Annotated in this window: 20 protein-coding genes; 7 read left to right on the top strand and 13 right to left on the bottom strand. The window is 59.4% G+C overall.

Annotation, left to right across the window (positions count from 1 at the left end; all coding sequences use genetic code 11):
* Positions 1 to 8 precede the first annotated feature (8 nt).
* A complete protein-coding gene (gene cobA, locus ACZRKZ_RS22615) occupies positions 9 to 746 on the top strand; it encodes a uroporphyrinogen-III C-methyltransferase (RefSeq protein WP_463982792.1) in 738 nt (245 codons plus the stop codon).
* A 59-nt stretch (positions 747 to 805) separates the two neighbouring features.
* On the opposite strand, the gene ACZRKZ_RS22620 is transcribed toward cobA, so the two are convergent.
* The 8 genes from ACZRKZ_RS22620 to ppsA all read right to left on the bottom strand — a co-directional run bounded on the left by ACZRKZ_RS22620 (position 806) and on the right by ppsA (position 8939).
* Positions 806 to 1789, bottom strand: a complete 984-nt coding sequence (locus tag ACZRKZ_RS22620; protein ID WP_149412030.1) for an OmpA family protein — start codon at positions 1787 to 1789, stop codon at positions 806 to 808.
* A 107-nt stretch (positions 1790 to 1896) separates the two neighbouring features.
* Complete coding sequence (sigX, locus tag ACZRKZ_RS22625) at positions 1897 to 2487, bottom strand: RNA polymerase sigma factor SigX (RefSeq protein ID WP_463969905.1); 591 nt, start codon at positions 2485 to 2487, stop codon at positions 1897 to 1899.
* Positions 2488 to 2574: 87 nt separating this feature from the next.
* On the bottom strand, positions 2575 to 3399 hold the full coding sequence (locus ACZRKZ_RS22630) for a mechanosensitive ion channel family protein (RefSeq protein WP_463969904.1): 825 nt from the start codon (positions 3397 to 3399) through the stop codon (positions 2575 to 2577).
* A 2-nt stretch (positions 3400 to 3401) separates the two neighbouring features.
* Positions 3402 to 3647: a CrfX protein gene (locus ACZRKZ_RS22635; protein ID WP_133101680.1), complete on the bottom strand. Its 246-nt coding sequence runs from the start codon at positions 3645 to 3647 to the stop codon at positions 3402 to 3404.
* Positions 3648 to 3732: 85 nt separating this feature from the next.
* Positions 3733 to 4728 carry a zinc transporter ZntB gene (locus tag ACZRKZ_RS22640; RefSeq protein WP_133101681.1) on the bottom strand — a complete coding sequence of 332 codons (996 nt, stop codon included), beginning with the start codon at positions 4726 to 4728 and terminating at the stop codon, positions 3733 to 3735.
* A 25-nt stretch (positions 4729 to 4753) separates the two neighbouring features.
* Entirely contained in the window at positions 4754 to 5245 is a 492-nt protein-coding gene (gene rraA / locus ACZRKZ_RS22645) for a ribonuclease E activity regulator RraA (RefSeq protein ID WP_133101682.1), read from the bottom strand.
* Positions 5246 to 5466: 221 nt separating this feature from the next.
* A complete protein-coding gene (locus ACZRKZ_RS22650) occupies positions 5467 to 6456 on the bottom strand; it encodes an alpha/beta fold hydrolase (protein WP_463982793.1) in 990 nt (329 codons plus the stop codon).
* 107 nt (positions 6457 to 6563) lie between these two features.
* Positions 6564 to 8939, bottom strand: coding sequence for a phosphoenolpyruvate synthase (gene ppsA / locus ACZRKZ_RS22655; RefSeq protein ID WP_463982794.1), 2376 nt, complete (start codon positions 8937 to 8939; stop codon positions 6564 to 6566).
* 178 nt (positions 8940 to 9117) lie between these two features.
* On the opposite strand from ppsA, the gene ppsR reads away from it, so the two are divergent.
* The gene (gene ppsR, locus ACZRKZ_RS22660; protein WP_463969901.1) at positions 9118 to 9936 is read left to right on the top strand and encodes a posphoenolpyruvate synthetase regulatory kinase/phosphorylase PpsR; all 819 of its coding nucleotides are present in this window, start codon (positions 9118 to 9120) and stop codon (positions 9934 to 9936) included.
* A 56-nt stretch (positions 9937 to 9992) separates the two neighbouring features.
* On the opposite strand, the gene ACZRKZ_RS22665 is transcribed toward ppsR, so the two are convergent.
* Complete coding sequence (locus ACZRKZ_RS22665) at positions 9993 to 11417, bottom strand: aminotransferase-like domain-containing protein (RefSeq protein ID WP_463969900.1); 1425 nt, start codon at positions 11415 to 11417, stop codon at positions 9993 to 9995.
* Between the two features lie 150 nt (positions 11418 to 11567).
* Between ACZRKZ_RS22665 and ACZRKZ_RS22670 the strand changes: the two genes are divergently transcribed.
* The 5 genes from ACZRKZ_RS22670 to ACZRKZ_RS22690 are packed head-to-tail and all read left to right on the top strand — an operon-like array spanning position 11568 to position 17030.
* Positions 11568 to 12461, top strand: coding sequence for a DMT family transporter (locus tag ACZRKZ_RS22670; RefSeq protein WP_463969982.1), 894 nt, complete (start codon positions 11568 to 11570; stop codon positions 12459 to 12461).
* Between the two features lie 23 nt (positions 12462 to 12484).
* A complete protein-coding gene (gene moeB, locus ACZRKZ_RS22675) occupies positions 12485 to 14344 on the top strand; it encodes a molybdopterin-synthase adenylyltransferase MoeB (RefSeq protein ID WP_463982795.1) in 1860 nt (619 codons plus the stop codon).
* Between the two features lie 24 nt (positions 14345 to 14368).
* Complete coding sequence (locus ACZRKZ_RS22680) at positions 14369 to 15283, top strand: PLP-dependent cysteine synthase family protein (RefSeq protein WP_463982829.1); 915 nt, start codon at positions 14369 to 14371, stop codon at positions 15281 to 15283.
* A gap of 23 nt (positions 15284 to 15306) precedes the next feature.
* Positions 15307 to 16299: a serine O-acetyltransferase gene (locus tag ACZRKZ_RS22685; protein ID WP_463982796.1), complete on the top strand. Its 993-nt coding sequence runs from the start codon at positions 15307 to 15309 to the stop codon at positions 16297 to 16299.
* Positions 16300 to 16301: 2 nt separating this feature from the next.
* Positions 16302 to 17030 (top strand): alanyl-tRNA editing protein, encoded by a 729-nt coding sequence (locus tag ACZRKZ_RS22690; protein WP_463982797.1) that lies wholly within the window; start codon positions 16302 to 16304, stop codon positions 17028 to 17030.
* Positions 17031 to 17072: 42 nt separating this feature from the next.
* Here the strand turns inward: ACZRKZ_RS22690 and prpD are convergent, their stop codons facing one another.
* The 4 genes from prpD to prpC all read right to left on the bottom strand — a co-directional run bounded on the left by prpD (position 17073) and on the right by prpC (position 23764).
* On the bottom strand, positions 17073 to 18557 hold the full coding sequence (prpD, locus tag ACZRKZ_RS22695; protein ID WP_463982798.1) for a 2-methylcitrate dehydratase: 1485 nt from the start codon (positions 18555 to 18557) through the stop codon (positions 17073 to 17075).
* Between the two features lie 33 nt (positions 18558 to 18590).
* Entirely contained in the window at positions 18591 to 19781 is a 1191-nt protein-coding gene (prpF, locus tag ACZRKZ_RS22700) for a 2-methylaconitate cis-trans isomerase PrpF (RefSeq protein ID WP_463982799.1), read from the bottom strand.
* A gap of 42 nt (positions 19782 to 19823) precedes the next feature.
* Positions 19824 to 22418, bottom strand: coding sequence for a Fe/S-dependent 2-methylisocitrate dehydratase AcnD (gene acnD, locus ACZRKZ_RS22705; protein ID WP_463982800.1), 2595 nt, complete (start codon positions 22416 to 22418; stop codon positions 19824 to 19826).
* A gap of 218 nt (positions 22419 to 22636) precedes the next feature.
* Positions 22637 to 23764, bottom strand: coding sequence for a bifunctional 2-methylcitrate synthase/citrate synthase (prpC, locus tag ACZRKZ_RS22710; protein ID WP_463982801.1), 1128 nt, complete (start codon positions 23762 to 23764; stop codon positions 22637 to 22639).
* Positions 23765 to 23768: the final 4 nt, after the last annotated feature.

A 23768-nucleotide genomic window follows, 5' to 3' on the forward strand; every position in this document is an offset into this window, starting at 1 on the left:
CAATAAACATGAACGCAAAAGTCTGGTTGGTGGGCGCTGGCCCCGGTGATCCGGAGCTGTTGACCCTCAAGGCGGTACGGGCTCTGCACGAGGCCGATGTGGTGCTGATTGATGATTTGGTCAACCCGGCGGTGCTTGAACACTGCCCCGACGTGCGGGTGATCACCGTCGGCAAGCGTGGCGGATGCCGCTCCACACCGCAGGATTTTATCCATCGCCTGATGCTGCGTTATGCCCGTCAGGGCAAGTGCGTGGTGCGGCTCAAGGGTGGCGATCCGTGCATATTCGGGCGCGGTGGCGAAGAAGCGTTATGGCTCAGGGAGCGCGGTGTCGAGGTGGAACTGGTCAACGGCATTACTGCCGGGCTGGCAGGGGCGACCAACTGTGATATTCCGCTGACATTGCGTGGGGTCAGTCGCGGCGTGACCCTGGTCACCGCCCACACACAGGACGACAGCAGCCTCAACTGGCGAGCACTGGCCGAAAGCGGTACGACGCTGGTGGTCTATATGGGCGTGGCAAAACTGGAGGAAATCCGGCAGCAGTTACTGGAAAGTGGCATGGCTGCCGATATGCCGGTGGCAATGATTGAAAATGCTTCGTTGCCGCAGCAGCGGGAGTGCCGCAGCAGCCTGGCCTGTATGCATGATGACGCCAGGGCGTTTGCCTTGAAGAGCCCGGCGATTCTGGTGATTGGTGCAGTCGCGGCAACAGCGGTTGAAGCTGCCTTGCTGGCAAGCGCCTGAGCCAAATTTCAGGCAAAAAAAACCCGGCCTAAGCCGGGTTTTTTTCTACAACTCAGTAATTACTGAGCTGCTTGAGCTTCAACCGATGCTTCTACGCGACGGTTAACAGCACGGCCTGCTTCAGTTGCGTTATCAGCAACTGGGCGGGATTCGCCGTAACCAACCGAGCTTACACGGCCAGCGTCAATACCGTCTTTGACCAGAACTTGCTTAACAGCGTCAGCACGACGCTGGGACAGCTTCTGGTTGTAAGCGTCAGGACCGACGGAGTCAGTGTGACCTTCAACAACGGTAGTGGTTTGTGGGTACTGCTTCATGAAGTCAGCGAGGTTTTTCACGTCGCCGTAGCTGTTAGGCTTAACAACCGACTTGTCGAAGTCGAACTTCACGTCCAGCTCAACACGAACAACCTGAGCAACCGGAGCTTCTGGCTCTGGAACTGGCTCTGGAGCTGGAGCTGGGGTAGGAGCTGGTGCTGCTGCGCCAGCGTTACCGCCGAAGTTGACGCCCAGGCCGACCAGTGCGGAGTAATCCCACTTGCCGTTGTCCAGGTTGTGGTCAGCTTCAACGCCTGCACGTGCGAACAGGTTGTTGGTGAAGTAGTACTTCACACCGGTACCAACGATAGCCAGAGTCGACTGATCGCGACCGCTGTGGCCGTCAGCTTTGACGTTGCCACGGCTCTGGTGACCGAAACCACCTTCTACGTATGGACGCAGGGAGTCGACGCCAGCCTGACCGAAGTGGTAAGTAGCCAACAGGCTGCCGGTATCACCTTTGATCTTCTGGTTGCCAGTACCGTCGTTCGAACGGGTGTGGTTGGTCTTGTCGTAGGACAAGTTCAACGACAGGTCGTCGGTCAGGAAGTAACCGATGCGAGCGCCAGGATTGAAGCCGTCTTCGATGTGCTTGACGCTATCGTTGTACTGCTTCTTGTAGAACAGCTCGCCTTCAACTGCGCCTTGGCCTTGTGCCAGAACGCCGAAAGAAGTAGCGGCAATAAGAGAACCAATGGCCAAGCCCAAGGTGTTTTTCAGTTTCATCCGTTAAATCCCCATCTGGTGATTGTAAAGCAGTCCCACATACCGGGGGACAACTCGGCGACAAGTCTATCAGAACTTGCCTACACGTAAGAGATATTTGCCTCGCACTAAGTTTCAGTACTGTCCGCAAATTTCTCACGTAATTTATCAAGAGCACGTTTGTAACGCATTTTTGTAGCACTCAAGCCCATATGCATGATGTCAGCAATTTCCTGAAATTCCAGTTCTGCGACAAATCGCAGCACCAAAATTTCCCGGTCAATCGGATTCACATACACCAACCAGCGATCAAGCCCGCCCTTCTCCTCAGGTGTCGGCGCCTTTTCTTCAGACGCTTCCTCAAGGGGGTCCAGACTCAAGGCGTCCATCAAGCGACGCTTTCGCCGTTCCTTACGATACTGCGTGATGCATTCGTTGTACGTGATGCTATAGAGCCAGGTTTTGAACTTCGATTTACCCTCGAAGTTCTTCAAGCCATACAACACCTTCAACATCACTTCCTGACAGACATCATCCGCATCACGATCGTTCCCCAAATATCTTGAACAAACGTTGAACAGCGTGCGTTGATACCTGCGCATCAATTCTTCGTACGCGCGTGTTACGTGAAACAGCTCCGTGTGCGAGCGCGCGACCAACTCCTCATCAGAGAGCTCACGTGGGTCATAGCGCGTGGACAGCGTTTGGGCTTTATTCAAAACAAGTCGTGCCGACAGTCAGGTCAATGTCCGCCACAGCCTGGATAGCCAGGATTGCGGCGGCGTACATTAGCAGGGATTACCGGGTTAGCGGCTACTTACCTGCTGCTCCAGCAAAACTCGATTGGACAACGACACTAGTTCGCCATCATCGGTCAGCACTGTAGTTTTTACCGTGCCGATCTCTTCGATCTGCCCTTCGACCTCGCCCACACGCACGTGCTGCCCAACCTGATACAACTCACGCACATAAATTCCCGCAAGAATCTGACCGGCAATTTCCCGGCTTCCCAACCCCATGGCCAGCGCAACAGCCAGACCAACGGTAATCAAAACAATCACAATCACATGGTTAAGCAGGTCAGTCTTGACCTCCAACTGGCTGATCGCGACTGAAATACTGATGATGATCACCAGCCCCTGAGCGATTCGCCCCAGACCGCTGGCGTAATCCAGACCGACGCCTTCAGCCGCACCGCGCACCAGCCCATTGGCCAGTTGCGCCAGCAAAACCCCCACCAGCAACACCAGCGCGCCACCGAATACCTTCGGCAAATACAGCGCCAGCATATCGAGCGTAGCTGAAACTCGCTCAAGTCCAAGGGATTGCGCTGCAGAAACCAGAAAAATCAGCAGCACGAACCAATAAACGATCTTGCCGACCAGTGTCGAGATAGGCACTTTGAGCCCGGCACGCCCCAATAACTTGGTCAGGCCGGTGCCACCCATCAGGCGATCAAGGCCCAGTTTGGCCAACAGTTTGGAGAGCAGGGTGTCGAGCAGCTTGGCCACGACAAAACCCAACAGCACGAGTACCAGCGCGCCAAACAGGTTGGGAATAAAATTCGCCACCTTGGTCCACAACGCAGTCATTGCAGTTACCAGACTCTGAGTCCAGAGATCAAGTTCCATATTCAATCAGCCTTATCAGCAGTGCGAGCAATAGGTTTACGACGGGAAACCGGGGAAACATGGGCCGAACCGTTGTTCAGGGCCATCATCAATGCCGGCAACCAACGGCCAAGCAAACCGAACAGGTCTCCCGCACCGACTTGACGGTTGGCGGTTTTCAGTACGCGACCAAGGCAGGCATCGTCGTCACGGTTGGGCGGCGAAGCGTTAAGCATGTCACGCAAAGACTGTTCGAACGGATCGTGCATAGGGACCTCTCGCAAGTGAATTAAAAGACGAGGGTAAAATTCTTCGGGTCACATGACCTCTTGCCCCGTTCAGGTCTCATTCAGGTCAGACCCAACGTAAACGCCGGAACAACCACCACTGCCCCAACGCCACCGAGATCATCATCAGGCAGGCAATCAGGAACCCGTAAGGGCTGGAAGAGAACGGGATACCCCCAACGTTAATCCCCAGAAGCCCGGTGAGAAAACTCATCGGCAGGAAGATTCCGGTGATAATCCCGAAGCGGTACATGGTGCGGCTCATACGCACGCTCAAGCGTCGGCCTTCGGCCTCAAGCACAAGCCCTACGCGCTCCCGGGTCAACTCCAGCTCTTCCAGGTAACGGGTCAGGCTGTTGTTCAATTCGTTCCAGTAGTCGCCGTCATCGTCTACGAACCAGGGCAGTTTGATGCGTGTCATCTGAGCGAAAATATCCCGCTGGGGCGCGAGGAAACGCTTGAGCCCCGCGGCCCGCCGACGGATTTGCAAAATGCTGCCATGTTCGGGAGCGTACCGTTCGTCGGTATCCAGTTTTTCTTCTTCGGCGTCGACGACTTCCGAGAGGTCGCTGACCAGGTCCTGAACTTTGTTGGTCAGGTACTGCGCCATACAAAGGATCAATTCAGAGGCTGTTTTCGGACCTTTGCCATCCGCCAACTGCACCAACAGTTCATCGGTTGCACGCAAGGGACGTAAACGCAGGGAGATGACCCGCGTCCTTGAGGCAAAGATTCGCACCGAGACCATGTCTTCCGGTTCAGCCCCAGGGTTGAGATTGATCCCTCGCAGGAACAGCAGCAATTCGGCATCCGACAGCGGCAACAGCCGTGGACGGGTGTTCTCCTCCAGCAGCAGGTCACAGGCGAATTCGCTCAAGCCACTGGATTTGCGCAACCAGGTCTGGGTCTGCGGATGGCTGCGATCCCAATGCAGCCACAGGCTCTCCTGCGGCTGCAATTGCAGTTCGTCGAGCTCAGTCCGGGCAATCGAACGCGCACCGCCTTTACCGTCCAGCACCAGGGCGTGCACCAGCCCCCACTGCGCGTTTTCTTCCTCGAACATCCTCACCCCTGTCGGCTACAGCAATTTATTCAGGCATTTTCAGCGGGCTGGGCGAAACAATCACGCCATTATTGTCGGCGTAGACATATTCACCCGGACGGAAGGTCACACCGGCAAAGGTCACGGCCACGTTCAGATCGCCAATACCGCGCTTGTCGGTCTTCATCGGGTGGCTGGCCAGGGCCTGCACGCCCAGATCGGTCTGGGCGATGACGTCGACGTCACGGATGCAACCGTAGATCAGCAGCCCTTCCCAGCCGTTTTTCGCGGCCTTCTCAGCTATCATGTCGCCCAGCAACGCCCGACGCAGGGAACCGCCGCCGTCGACCACCAGCACCTTGCCAGCGCCGTTGAGCTCGGCCTGTTCCTTGACCAGGGAGTTGTCTTCGAAGCACTTGATGGTGACGATCTCGCCACCAAAGGAGTCCCGGCCGCCGAAATTGCTGAACATCGGCTCGACCACCTGTACCAGTTCCGGGTAGGCATCGCACAGATCGGGGGTAAGGTAATGGTTCATCGAGAAGCTCCTGTCGGGGAAAGAAGGTGTCGAACATCCACTGTTACATCAGGAAAACGCACCGTAGCGACGAATCTTTAAGCCTGAAGCCGGCAATGATCAGACCCGCCGCCGAAGAACACAACACGCACTCAACGACTGAATGTGACCGGAACCGCACAAGACGTCATATCTTAGCCGTAAGCGCGGACGAGCGAAACGCCCCCGTTAGAGCCTCTGCCTTAAACTGTCACGACCGCCTCGGGCTGCACGGCGACCAACGGTGCCAGCGGGTCATTCAACCAGCGCTGCACCAGCGGCCAAACCTGCGCCTGCGCCGCCTTGCTGACCAGCATCTGCACATGGCCGAAGTCATCGGCAAAGCCTTGCTTGCGCCCCAGGCACAGATACTGACGGTGCTCGGAGCCCATTTGCTCGAACAGCTTGCGGCAGGCCCAGGCCGGGTCCTGATGATCGCCGGCAGCACTTACCGCAAGCACCGGCACGTCCACATCGGCCAAACCTTTCCACCAATCGCGCTCGGCGTCGCCAAAGCGCCCGAATAAACCGTGCCAACGCATGCTTTCCAGGGCCAGGCCGATGGGCTCGTCTTCAGGGCCGCGCTTGAGACGTGAGCCGGAGAGCTGAGCAAAACGCTTCAAAATGAACCGCCCGCCCCACTCCACCGGAGGAATTTTCAATGGCCAATAAGTCCGACTGACCTGGCAGCCAAACAACGCTACAGAGGCCACTGCCGGCGCTCCCAGGTAATGACCGCCCAATGCCGCCGCCAAGGTCGTCCCGCCCAGGGAATGGCCGATCCAGTGCGGAATCTGCGCGCTTTGTTCACGAACAAACGCGGCAATGGCCGGTAAATCGTAACGAGCATAGTCGGCCACGCGGTTCTTGGCGTAATCCTGATTGCGCCGCGAAAGGCCATGGCCGCGCATTTCCGGTATCCACACATCGAACCCCTGCCGCGCCAGATAAGCCCCAAGGCCAATGCCCTTGGGCGAATACCAGAAACGCCGGTTGGAGAAGCTGCCATGTAATAGAACCACCGGCACGCCGCGGCTTTCCGGAGCATCGGCCAAGCCCAGGCGAGTCACGGCCAACTCGACGGTGCCATCAGGGCTATTGCCGGGTTTAAGACGATAAACATCTTCACTCAGGTCGCCACGACGCTCAGCGCTGATCAAGGCGACGGGAAACAGGTTGCTGCTGCTTTGCATAATGCTCTTGCACAAAAAAGGGCGGCGTCCAGATGGATTTCCGCCCTGTACAGAATGAGAAATGCCGGCCAACCCTTACGATTGACCGGCACTTTTGATGTTACGGCTTACGCCGGCGCTTGACCTTCAGCCAGGAAGAACCAGGTTTCCAGCACGGAATCGGGGTTCAGCGAGACGCTCTCGATGCCCTGTTCCATCAGCCATTTGGCCAGGTCGGGGTGATCGGAAGGGCCTTGGCCGCAGATGCCGATGTACTTGCCGGCCTTGTTGCAGGCTTGGATGGCGTTGGCCAGCAGCTTCTTGACCGCAGGATTACGCTCGTCGAACAGGTGGGCGATAATCCCGGAGTCGCGGTCCAGGCCCAGGGTCAACTGGGTCAGGTCGTTGGAGCCGATGGAGAAACCGTCGAAGAATTCCAGGAACTCTTCAGCCAGGATGGCATTGGACGGTAGCTCGCACATCATGATCACGCGCAGGCCATTTTCGCCACGGGACAGGCCATTTTCGGCCAGCAAGTCGATCACCTGGCTCGCTTCGCCCAAGGTCCGCACGAACGGCACCATGATCTCGACGTTGGTCAGGCCCATCTCGTTGCGCACACGCTTGAGGGCGCGGCATTCGAGTTCGAAGCAGTCACGGAAGGCTTCGCTGATGTAACGCGAGGCGCCACGAAAGCCCAGCATCGGGTTTTCTTCTTCCGGCTCGTAGAGCTTGCCGCCGATCAGGTTGGCGTATTCGTTGGACTTGAAGTCCGACAGGCGCACGATGACCTTTTTCGGGTGGAACGCCGCCGCCAGGGTGCTGATGCCTTCCACCAGTTTCTCGACGTAGAAGCCTACCGGGTCGTTGTAGCCGGCGATGCGCTTGTCGACGCTGTCCTTGATGTCTTGCGGCAAGCCGTCGTAGTTCAGCAGCGCCTTGGGGTGCACGCCGATCATCCGGTTGATGATGAATTCCAGGCGGGCCAGGCCCACACCGGCGTTCGGCAACTGGGCAAAATCGAAAGCACGGTCCGGGTTACCGACGTTCATCATGATCTTGAACGGCAGATCAGGCATGGCGTCAATAGAGTTTTGCTTGATGTCGAAGCCCAATTCACCTTCAAAGATGAAACCGGTATCGCCTTCGGCGCAGGACACGGTAACGCCCTGGCCGTCTTTCAACAGTTGGGTGGCATTGCCGCAACCCACTACGGCTGGAATCCCCAGCTCACGAGCGATGATCGCCGCGTGGCAGGTACGCCCGCCGCGGTTGGTGACGATGGCGCTGGCGCGTTTCATCACCGGCTCCCAGTCCGGGTCGGTCATGTCCGAGACCAGCACGTCACCTGGCTGGACCTTGTCCATCTCGGACACGTCCTTGATGATCCGCACCTTGCCAGCGCCGATGCGCTGGCCGATGGCACGGCCTTCAACCAGCACGGTGCCGGTTTCTTTCAGCAGGTAGCGCTCCATGACGTTGGCCGAGGTGCGGCTCTTCACGGTTTCAGGGCGAGCCTGAACGATGTACAGCTTACCGTCGTCGCCGTCCTTGGCCCATTCGATATCCATCGCGCACTTGTAGTGCTTCTCGATGATTATCGCCTGCTTGGCCAGTTCGTTGACTTCGGCGTCGGTCAGACAGAAACGCTCGCGTTCGGCCTTGTCGACATCAACGGTTTTCACCGAGCGACCGGCCTTGGCCTCGTCGCCGTAGATCATCTTGATGGCCTTGCTGCCCAGGTTGCGGCGCAGGATCGCAGGGCGACCGGCTTCAAGCGTGTGCTTGTGGACGTAGAACTCATCCGGATTGACCGCACCTTGTACGACGGTTTCTCCCAGGCCGTAGGCGCCGGTGATGAATACCACGCCACGGAAGCCTGATTCGGTGTCCAGGGTGAACATCACGCCGGCAGTACCGGTTTCCGAACGCACCATGCGCTGTACACCGACAGACAAGGCCACCAGCTTGTGGTCGAAACCCTGGTGTACACGGTAGGAAATGGCGCGGTCGTTGAACAGCGAAGCGAAGACTTCCTTGGCCGCTCGGATAACGTTTTCCACACCACGAATGTTCAGGAAGGTCTCTTGCTGACCGGCGAACGAGGCGTCGGGCAGGTCTTCGGCGGTGGCCGAGGAGCGCACGGCGACGGCCATGTCCGGGTTGCCCGCCGACAGCGTGGCGAAGGCAGTGCGGATCTCGGCGTTGAGCTTCTCGGGGAACTCGGCTTCCATGATCCACTGACGGATCTGGGCGCCGGTCTTGGCCAGGGCATTGATGTCATCGACGTCCAACGCATCGAGGGCCGCGTGAATTTGATCGTTGAGGCCACTCAATTCGAGGAAATCACGGTAAGCCTGGGCGGTGGTGGCAAAGCCACCGGGCACTGAAACACCAGCGCCCGCAAGATTACTAATCATCTCGCCCAGGGATGCGTTCTTGCCCCCCACATGCTCTACATCATGGACACCGAGCTTATCGAGGGAAACTACGTACTCTACCAAGGTGATCTCTCCACTAACTATGTTGGAAAAGCTCAGGACGCCGGCGGCTCAATAGGAGCAAACACCTGCGCTTGTGGCCTGGACCTGGAAAATAAGTGAGAATGCGGGCCACTGGGTGCCGGCAAAGTCGCGCCTATCATATCCAAGATTCGTCATCAGCTTAAGGCCCAAGGCTCAAATGAAACGATCTGCTTTCTTTATCTCCGACGGCACCGGCATCACAGCCGAAACCCTGGGGCAAAGCCTGTTGGCGCAGTTCGAAAACATTACCTTCGCCAAATTCACGCGTCCCTATATCGATAGCGTGGATAAAGCGCGGGCTATGGTACAACAAATCAATCTTGCCGCCGAAAAAGACGGCTTTCGCCCGATCATTTTTGACACCATCGTCAATCAGGACATTCGTGAGATCCTAGCAACCTCCAATGGTTTCATGATCGACATCTTCTCCACCTTCCTGGCGCCGCTGGAGCAGGAGTTGAGTGAAGATTCCTCATACTCGGTGGGCAAGTCCCATTCCATTGGCCACAACACCAACTATATGGAGCGGATCGAGGCAGTGAACTTCGCCCTCGACAACGACGATGGCGCCCGCACCCACTACTACGACAAGGCCGACCTGATCCTGGTGGGCGTGTCCCGCTGCGGCAAAACGCCCACCTGCTTGTACATGGCCATGCAATTCGGCATTCGCGCGGCCAACTACCCGCTGACCGAAGATGACATGGAGCACCTGCAACTGCCGGCTGCCCTGCGCGCCCATCAGCACAAGCTATTCGGCCTGACCATCGACCCGGACCGCCTCACCGCCATCCGCAACGAGCGCAAGCCCAACAGCCGCTATTCAAGCTACGCACAGTGCGAGTTCGAAGTGCGCGAAGTGGAAAATTTGTTCCGCAGGGAGAATATTGCGCACATTAATTCCACGCATTTTTCGGTGGAAGAGATTTCGGCGAAAATTTTGGTGGAAAAAGGGGTTGAGCGGCGGTTCAAGTGATGTTCATTGCCTGAACTACCTGTGGCGAGGGGGCTTGCACCCTCGCCACAGGTAGCTCACAGACAAAACCGCCCACCGCCCTGCCCCAACGCCGTCGCCAGCGCATCAAACCCATCACGCAACAACTGATCATCCCCCGATGTATTGCAGATACTCGCCCGAATAAACTGCGGCACCGCCGTCTGCCCGACAGCAAATGCCTCGGCGGTGGCAATCAGGTAATTGTTCTGCTTGAGCTCGGCCTCTATTTCCGACGCTCGCCACGGCTCAGGGACTTCGATCCAGAAGTGCGGGCTGTTGAGATGGGTGCGGTATTCCAAGCCGACCAACAGATCTTCGACCAGGGCCTTGCGCCGGCTGATCTCGCTGATCTGCTGGCGCAGCAAATGGTCCGCCGTACCGTTTTCGATCCATTGGGTCGCCAATTCCAGGGTCACCGGCGTAGCCATCCAGCAGGTGGAGCGCAAAGCGGCGGAGATGCGACTGACCAGCGCCGGCGGTGCATGCACGTAACCAACCCGCAATCCCGCCGACACCGCCTTGCTCAGGCTACTGATCAGGATCGTACGTTCCGGGGCGAAATGGCTGAGGGGGGGCGGACGGTCTTCCACCAGTACGCCATGGGCTTCGTCTTCGAGGATCAGCAGGTTGTGTTCACGGCACACCTTCACCAGCGCCTCCCGGCGGGCGACTGACAGTACCGCCGTGGTCGGATTCTGGATGGTCGGTGTGCAGTACAACGCCGATATCCGGTGGTTGCGACAGACGTCATCCAGCGCCCCGGGCAGCAAGCCTTCTTCATCCATTTCCAAGCCGATCAAGCGTACCCCGAGCATTCGCGCGGCGGTGATCAGCCCAGGATAGGTCAACTGCTCAGTGACCACCGTATCGCCGGCCCGCAACAAGGCCATCATCGCGCACAGCAAGCCATGCTGGCCGCCGTTGACGCAGATCACCTGCTCGGGAATCGGAGTGAATTGCTGCTGGATCAGCCAGCGCGCACCAGCGGCACGATAGCGGGGCAACCCGGCATCCGGGGTGTAGGCGCTGATGTCCTGCAGAAACTTGGCATTGCCCGCCAGGCTTTGAAAGCTCTGCGCCAGGAATGCCGTTTCCTGCCCAGGGATATGCATGTTGCGGCTCATGTCGAAGTACTGGCGCGGCTCGTCGCTGAAGTTGCGAAAGCCTTCATCGCGCTGACGCTCCATCCCACGCTTGCGCACGAAGGTTCCGTCACCGACCCGCGCCACTACCAGCCCGAGACGTTCCAGTTCGCCATAGGCTCGGCTGATGGTGCCGATGGTTACCCCGAGATTGTCGGAAAGCACCCGATGGGGCGGCAGTTTTCGCCCCGGCTCGATCAAGCCTTCAAGAATGCCGCGCTCCATGACATCGGACAGGCGTTTGTACTTCACGCCCTGACCGCTGGACAGCCCTTCTCGCATAATTGACACCATGTCAATATTTGTTTTGACAGCCATCATTCGCCCTAATAGTGTGCTTTTACGGGTTCAATCACCGGATTAAGGCTCTCAATATAGAGGTCAATTCCGTCACAGGGAAGCAATGTCACGATGCCAATGTCCGCCGTTCTAGAAAACGCTGAAAAAACAAAAACTCACAAGCAGTGGCTGGCGGGTTTGATTACCAGCGTGATGTTTCTCATTGTCTGCCTGAGTTGGGGCACCACCTGGCTGGGGATCAAGATTGCCGTGGAAAGCGTGCCGCCGCTGACGTCGGCGGGCCTGCGCTTCCTGATCGCCTTCCCGCTGTTCCTGTGTTTCGCCTGGGTGCGGCGCGAGCCGATCCTGTTCCCGCGAGAAAGCCGCTGGTTCTTCGTGTTCGTGACCCTTTCCTACTTCAGCATTCCCTATTACCTGCTCAACTACGGCGAGATGCATGTCTCCTCCGGCCTTACAGCCCTACTGTTCAGCTGCATGCCGGTATTTATCCTGATCTTCTCAGCGCTGTTTCTACGTGAGCGCATCTACTTTTCCCAAGTGGTCGGGATCGGCATCGGTTTCGCCAGCTTGTACATGATCATCAAGAGCCAGGGCCTGCACCTGGACCATGCCGAGCTCTTTGGCGTGCTGGCGATTCTGACCGCGGCGATCATGCATGCCTTGTGCTACGTCATCACCAAGCAAAAAGGCAGCGCCATCAGTGTTATCACCTACAACACCCTGCCCATTGGCATCGCCGGGTTGATGCTATTTGTCGCAGGCCTGTGGTTTGAAACCCCGACCTTCGACGACATCACCCTGCGCTCCTGGAGCGCGCTGTTCTACCTCGGGCTGGTGGCCTCGGTCGGCGGGTTTATCGTCTATTTCATGCTGCTCAAGCGCCTGAGCCCGATCATCCTGTCCTTTGTCTTCATCATCTTCCCGGTGTTCGCCGTGATCATCGGCGCCTGGTACGAAGGCGTGGAAATCTCCAAGGACTTGATGCTGTACTCGGCGATCCTGCTGGTCGGCTTTGCGATCACCAAGCTGCCGATAGAAAAGCTCCTGGCCAAGAAAAATTGACCTTCCACCAACGCGAGAGAAACATGGACGTCCTCCGCCCCAACGCCCTGGAACAAATCTACGCCCACGCCGCCAGCACGTATCCCGATGAGTGCTGCGGCTTCGTCTTCGCCGACGGCAGCGTATACCTGGGCAGCAATATCCAGAATGAACTGCACCGCAAGAATCCCCAGGTTTACCCACGCAGCGCAGCCAACGGCTACACCTTTTCGGTGGCCAACACGCTGATGATGAACAAGGCTTTTCACAGCAATAACCCGGTGGTCGTGATCTACCACTCCCACCCAGATGTCGGTGCCTACTTCAGCGACGAGGACCAGGACAAGGCCCTGTTCATGGGAGAACCTATCTATCCCGTCAGCTACCTGGTGGTGGATGTCCGCCAGGGCAAGGCCCAGGGTTCCAAGCTGTTTGCCTGGGACGGCAACCGCTTCGCCCGCAACCCCTTCAACGACCTGCAAACGGAGTTGTACATGAACGCTGTCTCTTTCCCCGACATTCTGGTCCGCGTGGCCAAGTTGCCAGGATCGACCCTTGAGGGTGCCGGATCGACATTGCGCGAAGTCATTGAAAGTCTGTGTGAACGCTATCCACAACTGCACGAACACCTGAAGCACAAGAACGATCAGCTCAAGGAACATTTCCTCTACACCGCCAATGGAGAGTTGCTTGAGCCCGATGACAAGCTGGTCAAATCCACTGAGATCGAAGTCATACTCGCCACCTCCGGCGGCATGGACATCGACCCACTGAGCAATGAAGAAGTGCAGCGTTACGTGCGCCACATCACCCTGCCCGGCGTCGGTCGTAAAGGCCAACTAAACCTGAAAAAGGCCAAGGTGCTGATCATCGGCACCGGCGGCCTGGGCTCACCCATCAGCCTGTACCTGGCAGCGGCCGGCATCGGCACCCTGGGGCTGGTGGATTTCGACGTGGTGGAAAGCAGCAACCTGCAACGCCAGATCGTCCACGGCAACAGCACGCTGGGCATGCCCAAGGTCGAATCTGCCAAGCAGCGCTTGCAGGACCTCAACCGCCACATCCAGATCAACGCCCACAACACCGCGCTCAACGCCGACAACGCTATGGAGCTGGTCGGTGCCTATGACCTAGTGATCGACGGCACCGACAACTTTGAAACCCGCTACCTGATCAACGACGCCTGCGTGCAGTTGGGCAAGCCGTTGGTGTACGGCGCCATCTACCGTTTCGACGGGCAGATCAGCGTGCTCAACTACCAGGGCGGGCCGTGCTATCGCTGCCTGTTCCCCCATGCGCCACCGGCCGAACTGGCGCCCAACTGCAGCGCTGGTGGGGTGATTGGCGTGCTGCCTGGCGTGGTCGGGATGATCCAGGCCACCGAGGCGATCAAGCTGCTGATTGGTATTGGTGAGCCTTTGTCGGGCAGGCTGATGCGCTTTGATGCCCTGGCGATGAAATTCAGCGAAATTCGCTTCAAGCGCCGTGCCGATTGCCCGTGCTGCTCCGAGCTACGCCACAGTGAGCAACCGGCAGCCGCCGCATGTGCCGACGCGGTGAGCGCCGCCCCAACACTTGCCGAAGAGCGCTACATCAAACCGCGCATGCTCAAGCAACTGCTGGAACAACAGCGCAGCGCCGACGTGCTGTTGGACGTACGCGATGCCAGCGAACTGGAAGTCTGCAAATTACCCGGTGTGGTCCACATTCCCCTGGCCGAACTCGACGGCCAGCTCGACAGCCTGAGCCGGGACAACACCCACTATCTGATCTGCTACGCCGGGATCAGGGCTGAGCAGGCAGCCAGCACCTTGCTGGCCGCCGGCTTCACCAACACCCGCGTGCTGGAGGGCGGCATGAAACATTGGGTTCGCGACGTCGAACCCGACATGCCTTTGTACTGACTACCGGCCATGGGCTCCTATCTGATGTTGCATAACTCGATACTCGACGCCATTGGCCATACGCCCATCGTGCGTCTGGAACAGTTTTCCGAAGACCTCGGCATTGAGGTCTACGCCAAGCTTGAATCCCTCAACCCAGGAGGCAGTCACAAGGCGCGCATCGCCCTGGGGATGATCCTCGACGCGGAACGCCGGGGCATCCTGAACCGTGGTTCGGGGCAAACCATCATCGAGCCCAGCGGTGGCAACACCGGGATTGGCCTGGTGATGGCCGGCAATGTGCTGGGCTACAAAGTGGTGCTGGTGATTCCCGACAACTACAGCCCGGAAAAGCAAAAACTGCTGCGCCTGTATGGCGCCAAGGTGGTGCTGTCGGATAGCCGCCTGGGTAACAACTCCCACGGCGAAAAGTGCATGGAACTGCAACTGGAAAACCCCAGCTACGTGATGCTCAACCAGCAGCGTAACGGCGCCAACCCGCAAACCCACCGCGACACCACCGCCCGGGAAATCATCCGCGCCTTTGGCGAACTGCGGGTGGACTACTTCGTCAGCGGCATCGGCACCGGCGGCCATATCACCGGTATCGGCGAAACCCTCAAGACCACCTGGCCGGCGATTCGAGTGATGGGGGTGGAACCGGAGGAGTGCGACCTGCTCAACGACCGCCACGCCCCGCACCATATCCAGGGCCTGTCCATCGGTTTGATCCCGAGCATTCTCAACCTGGCGGTGATTGACGGCATGCTCAAGGTCTCGCGGGAAGAATGCCTGGAGATGATCAAACGCATCATGCGCACCGACGCCATCAGCCTGGGGCTGTCGTCGGCGGCCAACATGGTGGCCATCGCCAAGCTCGCGCCGGAACTGCCTACCGACACCGTCGTACTGACCATGGTCTACGACAGTGCCGACAGTTATCTGCCCTGTTTCGAATAACAAAATTACGGGGGGTGCCATCCATGGGAAGCTTTATCGACATGCAACAGCTGCACGATGAGTTGTTCACCCACCTCATCAAGACCCTCACGCCGACGCAGATGCAGCAGTTGCAAGACCATCTGGCGCCGCTGATCCAGACGGCGGCGCAGGCGGTGGCCGAGGACTTGATCGCCTACGCCTGGCGCGACCCTGCGTCCCGTGGTCGCAGTGAACTGATCCTGGAGTCCTACGCCTCGTTCAAGGCGGTGCTGTACTACCGGTTGGCGCACCTGGTGTGGAATTTCCCCGACCAGTCCAACGGCGTGTTTTCAGCCATTGCACTGACGCTGAGCAACCAGGGCAAGATCCTTTCCGGCGCCGAGATCCACCCGGCAGCGCGGATCGGCCGGCGTTTTGTGCTCGACCACGGCTACGGCACGGTCATTGGCGAGACCTGCGAGATCGGCAACGACTGCTACATCCTCTGCGGCGTGACCCTCGGCGCCCGGGGCATCGCCAACAACCCTGACGGTAAGCGCCATCCACGCCTGGGCAACAACGTCGAGGTCGGTTCCGGAGCGCGGGTGCTCGGCTATGTGCTGATCGGCGACAACGTGTTTATCAGCCCCTCATGCGTCATCACCCAGGACGTGCCGGCGGACACCAAGGTCAAGGTGGTCAACCAGATCCAACTGCAAAAAAACGATGAGTCGGACCACAGCAATTATCTCGGTGCCTTCGCCCTGGACGAACGCCTGCACGTGGTGGGCGAAGTCAACGCCAGCCACAAGGTCACGGTGCTGGACGCCGACTTTCACCCCCTGCCCGGCCTGATGCTGGAGCCCACGATCAAGGAGCGCCATCACCTGCAGTTTCGCCTGCACACCCTCGAGACACCTGCGCACCCGCCACGCCTGCCACTGAACCTGAAAGTGTGCGGGCCCGAGTTTGAGATCACCCTGCTTTCCCCCCCTGGCTTGAGCGCAATGGTTCGGCACCTGCTGCAAGTCAGCCCACTGATCGTCGGAGGTTGAACATGTCCGTGCACACAATGGAAACCCTGGCGCTGTTCGACAGCGCGCCCTACCAGAACGCCTTCAGTGCCCGGGTGATCGCTGTGAGTGAACACGGCATCGCCCTGGAACACACGCTGTTCTATCCCACCGGCGGAGGGCAACCGGGAGACACCGGCTACTTCACTCTGCCGGACGGCACGCGGGTGGACGTCACTGGGACGGTACGCGATCCGGTGCTGCGCTCGATCATCTGGCATCAGGTGGAGCATCGCCCCGAGCAGTTGAGCGCCGGAGTGGAGATAGATGCCAGCCTGGACTGGGAACGGCGCTACCAACACATGAAAATGCACACATGCCTGCACCTGTTGTGTTCGATCATCGATGCGCCGGTGACCGGTTGCAGCATCAGCGCTGACAAGGGCCGCCTGGATTTCGACCTGCCGGAAATGACCCTCGATAAAGACACCATCACCCGCGACCTCAACGCACTGATCGAACAGGCCCACGAGGTCAAGACACTGTCGATGGCGGCCTCGGAGTACTCGACATTACTGCAGATCACCCGCACTCAAGCCGTGGCGCCACCCGTGATCCAGGGCGCGGTGCGAGTGATTGAAATTGCCGGAATCGATATCCAGCCGTGTGGCGGCACCCATGTGATCAACACCGAGGAAATCGGCCGGGTGTATTGCGAGAAAATCGAGAAGAAGAGCAAACACAATCGAAGGGTGATTTTGCGGTTTGAATAACATCCACGCCATTCCCACGCAGCGCGTGGGAATGGTCAGGGGTCAGATCACGAACAGGTCCACAAACCGGTTTACCGGCGTCGCTTCAAGCCTCACCTGATCCTTGCACAAGGCAAAAATCTCGGCGCTGCGTTGGGCGGTAAACCGCGTCGCCAGGTTGGCCTTGAACTTGTCTTCCAGCAACGGAATTCCATCCACCCGACGACGGCGATGGCCAATCGGGTATTCCACCACCACTTGTTCGGTGCTGGAGCCGTCCTTGAAGAACACCTGCAAGGCATTGGCAATCGAACGCTTGTCGGGCGCGAGATAATCCAGGCTGTAGCGGGGGTCTTCGACAATCTCCATCTTCTCGCGCAGTTCATCGATGATCGGATGGGCGGCGTGGAAATCATCTTCGTACTGCTCGGCCACCAGGTTGCCAAACGCCAGGGGAACGGCAGTCATGTACTGGATACAGTGGTCGCGGTCGGCGGCGTTGGCCAGTTGACCGACCTTGGAGATGATGCGAATCGCCGACTCGTGGGTGGTGATGACGATTCGGTCGATCTCGTGCAGGCGTTTTTTGACCAGCGGGTGCAAGGTCACCGCCGCTTCACAGGCCGTCTGGGCATGGAACTCGGCCGGGAAGCTGATCTTGAACAACACGTTTTCCATCACGTAGGTGCCGTAGGGCTGGGACAGGCTGAAGGCGCGCTTGTCTTCGGGCTTGAGCGCCAGGTCCTTGTTGGTATGGCTGAACAGCACGTCGTAAAAGCCCCACTGCGGCGCGCTCAATACACCGGGAATACCCATCTCACCGCGCATGGCAATGTCCGCCAGGCGCACACCGCGACTTGATGCGTCGCCCGCCGCCCAGGACTTGCGCGACCCAGCGTTCGGCGCATGGCGATAAGTGCGCAAGGCCTGGCCATCGACAAAGGCCTGGGACAGCGCCGACAGCAGTTGCTCGCGGTTGGCGCCCATCAGCTTGGCGGTGACGGCAGTGGAGGCGATTTTCACCAGCAGCACGTGGTCGAGGCCGACGCGGTTGAAGGAGTTTTCCAGGGCGATCACACCCTGGATTTCATGGGCCATGATCATCGCGTCCAGCACCGCCCGCACGGTCAGCGGTACGTCACCTTGCGCCACACGTTTTTGCGAAAGGTGATCGGCCACCGCAAGGATGCCGCCAAGGTTATCGGATGGATGCCCCCATTCGGCGGCGAGCCAGGTGTCGTTGTAGTCAAGCCAGCGCACGATGCAACCGATGTCCCAGGCGGCCTTGACCGGGTCCAGGCGAAACGAGGTGCCCGGTACGCGAGCGCCAAACGGTACCACCGTGCCCTCGACGATAGGTCCCAGGTGCTTGGTGCATTCCGGGAAACGCAGGGCCAACAGGCCGCAACCGAGGGTATCCATCAGGCAGTTGCGGGCGGTGTCCAGGGCATCACGGGAATCGATCTTGAAGTTCAAGACGTAGTCGGCGATGTCCTGCAGGACCTGGTCGTAGTCGGGGCGGTTGTTCTGGTCGACGTTGGCGCTCATGTTCAACTCACTCTGATTAGGCGTGATTAAAGTTTAGAAAGCATCGCCTGGGACACGGACGAAGCCTTCCATCAACACCCGCGCACTGCGGCTCATGATGGCTTTTTTCACGACCCATTCGCCGTTGATCTGGCTGGCTTCAGCGCCAACGCGCAAGGTACCCGACGGATGTCCAAAGCGCACGGCGCTGCGTTCCACACCACCCGCTGCAAGGTTGACCAAAGTCCCGGAAATCGCCGCCGCCGTGCCAATGGCCACCGCTGCGGTGCCCATCATCGCGTGGTGCAACTTGCCCATGGACAGCGCCCGCACCAGCAGATCGACATCGCCCGCTGCAATCGCCTTGCCGCTGGACGCCACATAGTCCGCAGGTCGCGCCACAAACGCCACCTTCGGCGTGTGCTGACGTTTGGCCGCTTCGTCCAGATGTTGGATCAAGCCCATACGCAACGCACCGTGGGCACGAATGGTCTCGAACATCGCCAAGGCTTTCGGATCGCTATTGATCGCGCCCTGCAACTCGGTACCGGTGTAGCCCAGGTCCTGGGCGTTGATGAAGATGGTGGGAATCCCGGCGTTGATCAGTGTGGCCTTGAAGGTACCGACACCGGGCACTTCCAGGTCGTCGATCAGGTTGCCGGTAGGGAACATCGACCCACCACCGCCCTCTTCTTCCGCCGCTGGGTCCATGAACTCCAGCTGCACTTCAGCCGCAGGGAAGGTCACGCCGTCCAGTTCAAAGTCACCGGTTTCCTGCACCGCGCCGTTGGTGATCGGCACATGGGCGATAATGGTCTTGGCGATATTGGCCTGCCAAATCCGCACCACGGCCACGCCGTTGTGGGGAGTGCGTGCGGCGTCCATCAGGCCGCTGCTGATGGCGAAGGAACCCACCGCCGCCGACAGGTTGCCGCAGTTGCCGCTCCAGTCGACGAAAGGCTTGTCGATGGAAACCTGGCCGAACAGGTAATCCACATCGTGATCAGCACGGGTGCTTTTGGCGAGGATCACGGTTTTGCTGGTGCTGGACGTGGCGCCGCCCATGCCGTCGATTTGCTTGTCGTAAGGGTCTGGGCTGCCGATCACTCGCAGCAGCAAGGCATCGCGGGCCGCGCCGGGCACCTGGGCCGATTCGGGCAGGTCCTTGAGGCTGAAAAATACACCCTTGCTGGTGCCGCCACGCATGTAGGTGGCGGGGATTTTGATCTGAGGTACGTGTGCCATGGTTTTCCTCATGGGCCGGGGTATAAACCCCGGCCACAGTTGTCAGGCGGTCACTGCCGATTCCAGGAAGTCCTGGGCAAAACGTTGCAATACGCCACCCGCCTCGTAGATCGACACTTCTTCAGCGGTGTCGAGGCGGCAAGTCACCGGCACCTCGACGCGTTCGCCATTTTTGCGGTTGATCACCAACGTCAGCGTGGCGCGCGGGGTGCGCTCGCCGATCACGTCATAGGTTTCGCTGCCATCAATACCCAGCGTCTTGCGGTCAGTGCCGGGGAAAAACTCCAGCGGCAACACGCCCATGCCCACCAGGTTGGTACGGTGGATACGCTCGAAACCTTCGGCGGCAATCGCCTCGACACCGGCCAGGCGCACGCCTTTGGCTGCCCAGTCCCGGGACGAACCCTGGCCATAGTCTTGGCCTGCAATGATGATCAGCGGCTGCTTGCGTTCCATGTAGATTTCGATCGCTTCCCACATCCGCGTGACCTTGCCTTCCGGCTCCAGGCGCGTCAGTGAGCCCTGTTTGACTTTGCCGTTCTCGACGACCATTTCATTGAACAACTTCGGGTTGGCGAAGGTGGCGCGCTGGGCGGTCAGGTGGTCGCCACGGTGGGTTGCGTAAGAGTTGAAGTCGACTTCCGGCAAGCCCATTTTCGCCAGGTATTCGCCAGCGGCGCTGTCCAACATGATGGCGTTGGACGGCGACAGATGATCGGTGGTGATGTTGTCCGGCAGCACCGCCAGCGGGCGCATGCCCTTGAGCGGACGGGCACCGGCCAGCGCGCCTTCCCAGTACGGCGGGCGGCGGATATAGGTGCTTTGCGGGCGCCAGTCATACAGCGGCTCGACTTTCGGACCGGTGTCTTCGTGGATGGCGAACATCGGAATATAGACCTGGCGGAACTGCTCCGGCTTGACCGACGCCTTGACCACCGCGTCGATTTCTTCGTCGCTGGGCCAGATGTCTTTCAGGCGGATTTCCTGGCCATTGGCGTCCAGGCCCAGCACGTCCTTTTCGATGTCAAAACGGATGGTGCCAGCAATGGCGTAGGCGACTACCAGCGGCGGAGAAGCGAGAAATGCCTGCTTGGCGTACGGGTGAATCCGTCCGTCAAAGTTGCGGTTACCCGACAATACGGCGGTGGCGTACAGGTCACGGTCGATGATCTCTTGCTGGATCACCGGGTCCAGCGCGCCGGACATACCGTTGCAGGTGGTGCAGGCAAATCCCACTACACCAAAACCCAGTTGCTCAAGCTCCGTGGTCAACCCGGCTTCGTCGAGGTACATGGCCACCGTTTTGGAGCCCGGCGCCAGGGACGACTTGACCCACGCCTTGCGCTCCAGGCCCAATTTATTGGCGTTGCGCGCCAGCAGGCCTGCGGCAATCACGTTGCGCGGGTTGCTGGTGTTGGTGCAACTGGTGATAGCGGCAATGATCACCGCGCCGTCGGGCATTTGCCCTGGCACATCGTCCCACTGCCCGGAGATGCCCTTGGCCGCCAGGTCGCTGGTGGCGACACGAGCGTGAGGGTTACTCGGGCCGGCCATGTTGCGCACGACGGAGGACAGGTCAAAGGTCAGCCCGCGCTCGTATTGCGCGCCTTTGAGGCTGTCGGCCCACAAGCCGGTGTGGCGGGCGTACTGCTCCACCAGGGTGACTTGTTCGTCTTCACGGCCAGTGAGTTTCAGGTAAGCGATGGTTTGCTGGTCGATGTAGAACATCGCCGCCGTGGCGCCGTATTCCGGAGCCATGTTGGAGATGGTGGCGCGGTCGCCCAGGGTCAGCTTCGACGCACCTTCACCGAAGAACTCCAGCCAGGCGCCGACGACTTTTTGCTGACGCAGGAACTCGGTCAACGCCAGCACCATGTCGGTGGCGGTGATGCCCGGTTGCAGCTTGCCCGTCAGCTCCACGCCGACGCTTTCCGGCAGGCGCATCCACGAGGCGCGGCCGAGCATCACGCTCTCGGCTTCCAGGCCACCAACGCCGATGGCGATCACGCCCAGGGCGTCCACGTGAGGGGTGTGGCTGTCGGTGCCGACGCACGTATCGGGGAAGGCCACGCCGTCACGCACCTGGATCACCGGAGACATTTTCTCCAGGTTGATCTGATGCATGATGCCGTTGCCCGGCGGGATCACGTCGACGTTCTTGAAGGCTTTTTTGGTCCACTCGATAAAGTGGAAACGGTCCTCGTTGCGGCGGTCTTCGATGGTGCGGTTTTTCTCAAAAGCGTCCGGGTCGAAACCGCCACTTTCCACGGCCAGGGAGTGGTCGACGATCAATTGGGTCGGCACCACCGGGTTGACCTGGGCCGGGTCGCCGCCTTGCAGGGCAATGGCGTCACGCAGGCCGGCGAGGTCCACCAGGGCGGTCTGGCCGAGAATGTCGTGGCAGACCACGCGGGCCGGGAACCACGGGAAGTCGAGGTCGCGCTTGCGGTCGATCAGTTGGCCGAGGGACGCGTTGAGGGTCGCCGGGTCGCAGCGGCGCACGAGGTTTTCTGCCAGCACACGGGAGGTGTACGGCAAGGTGGCGTAGGCGCCGGGGGTGATTGCATCGACGGCCGCTTGGGCGTCGTAGTATTCCAGTCGGCTGCCGGGCAGTGGTTTGCGGTGTTCAGTGTTCATGGGTAGGACTCGGTCACGGTAAGGTGTACAGCGTGAACCTGTGGCATTGGCCTAGATGAACACGGCTCCCTGTAGGAGCGAGCTTGCTCGCGATGGTCGTTAATGATGACGCGGGCGTCCTGAATGAACGCATCGCTCTCACGATCTTCGCGAGCAAGCTCGCTCCTACAGAAGGCCGGTTCCAAACCGAAAAACCAGCGCTTCCAGGTTTCCACTGCTCAGCGACGTTCGATTGGCACGAACTTGCGCTGTTCGACGCCAGTGTATTCGGCGCTCGGACGGATGATGCGGTTGTTGGCACGCTGTTCGAACACATGAGCCGCCCAGCCAGTCAGGCGCGAGCAGACGAAAATCGGCGTGAACATCTTGGTCGGGATACCCATGAAGTGGTACGCCGAAGCATGGTAGAAGTCGGCGTTGGGGAACAGTTTCTTCTGTTCCCACATGGTCTTGTCGATAGCTTCGGAAACCGGGAACAACACCGTGTCGCCTACCTCGTCAGCGAGTTTTTTCGACCAGCCCTTGATCACTTCATTGCGCGGGTCGTTGTCTTTATAGATCGCGTGGCCAAAGCCCATGATCTTGTCCTTGCGCGCCAGCATGCCGAGGGTGCCTTCGACGGCTTCTTGCGGTGAAGAGAAACGCTCGATCATCTCCATCGCCGCTTCGTTGGCGCCGCCGTGCAGCGGGCCGCGCAGGGAGCCAATGGCGGCGGTGACGCAGGAATACAGGTCCGACAGGGTCGAGGCACAGACCCGTGCGGTGAAGGTGGAGGCGTTGAATTCGTGCTCGGCGTAGAGAATCAGCGAGACGTTCATGACCTTGACGTGCAACTCGCTCGGCTTCTTGTCATGCAACAAGTGCAGGAGGTGGCCGCCGATGGAGGCCTCATCCGTCACGCAGTTGGTGCGTAAACCCTCGTGGCTGAAGCGATACCAGTAGCACATGATCGCCGGGAACGCGGCCAGCAGGCGGTCGGTGATGTCGTGCTGCACGCTGAAGTCTTTCTCCGGCTCGATATTGCCCAGGAACGAGCAACCGGTGCGCATCACGTCCATTGGGTGGGCGTCGGCGGGGATACGTTCCAGCACCTCTTTCAGCGCTTGCGGCAGGTCACGCAGCTTGCCCAACTTGGCGCTGTAGGCAGCAAGTTCGGCTTTGGTCGGCAGTTCACCGTACAGCAGCAGGTAGGCGACTTCTTCAAACTGCGCGTCGGCGGCCAGTTCGCGCACGTCGTAGCCGCGATAGGTCAGGCCGGCGCCGGCCTGGCCCACGGTGGACAGTGCGGTCTGCCCGGCGATCTGGCCACGCAGGCCAGCGCCACTCAATACTTTTGCTTCAGCCATGGTT

Source organism: Pseudomonas sp. c313 (assembly GCF_055407145.1).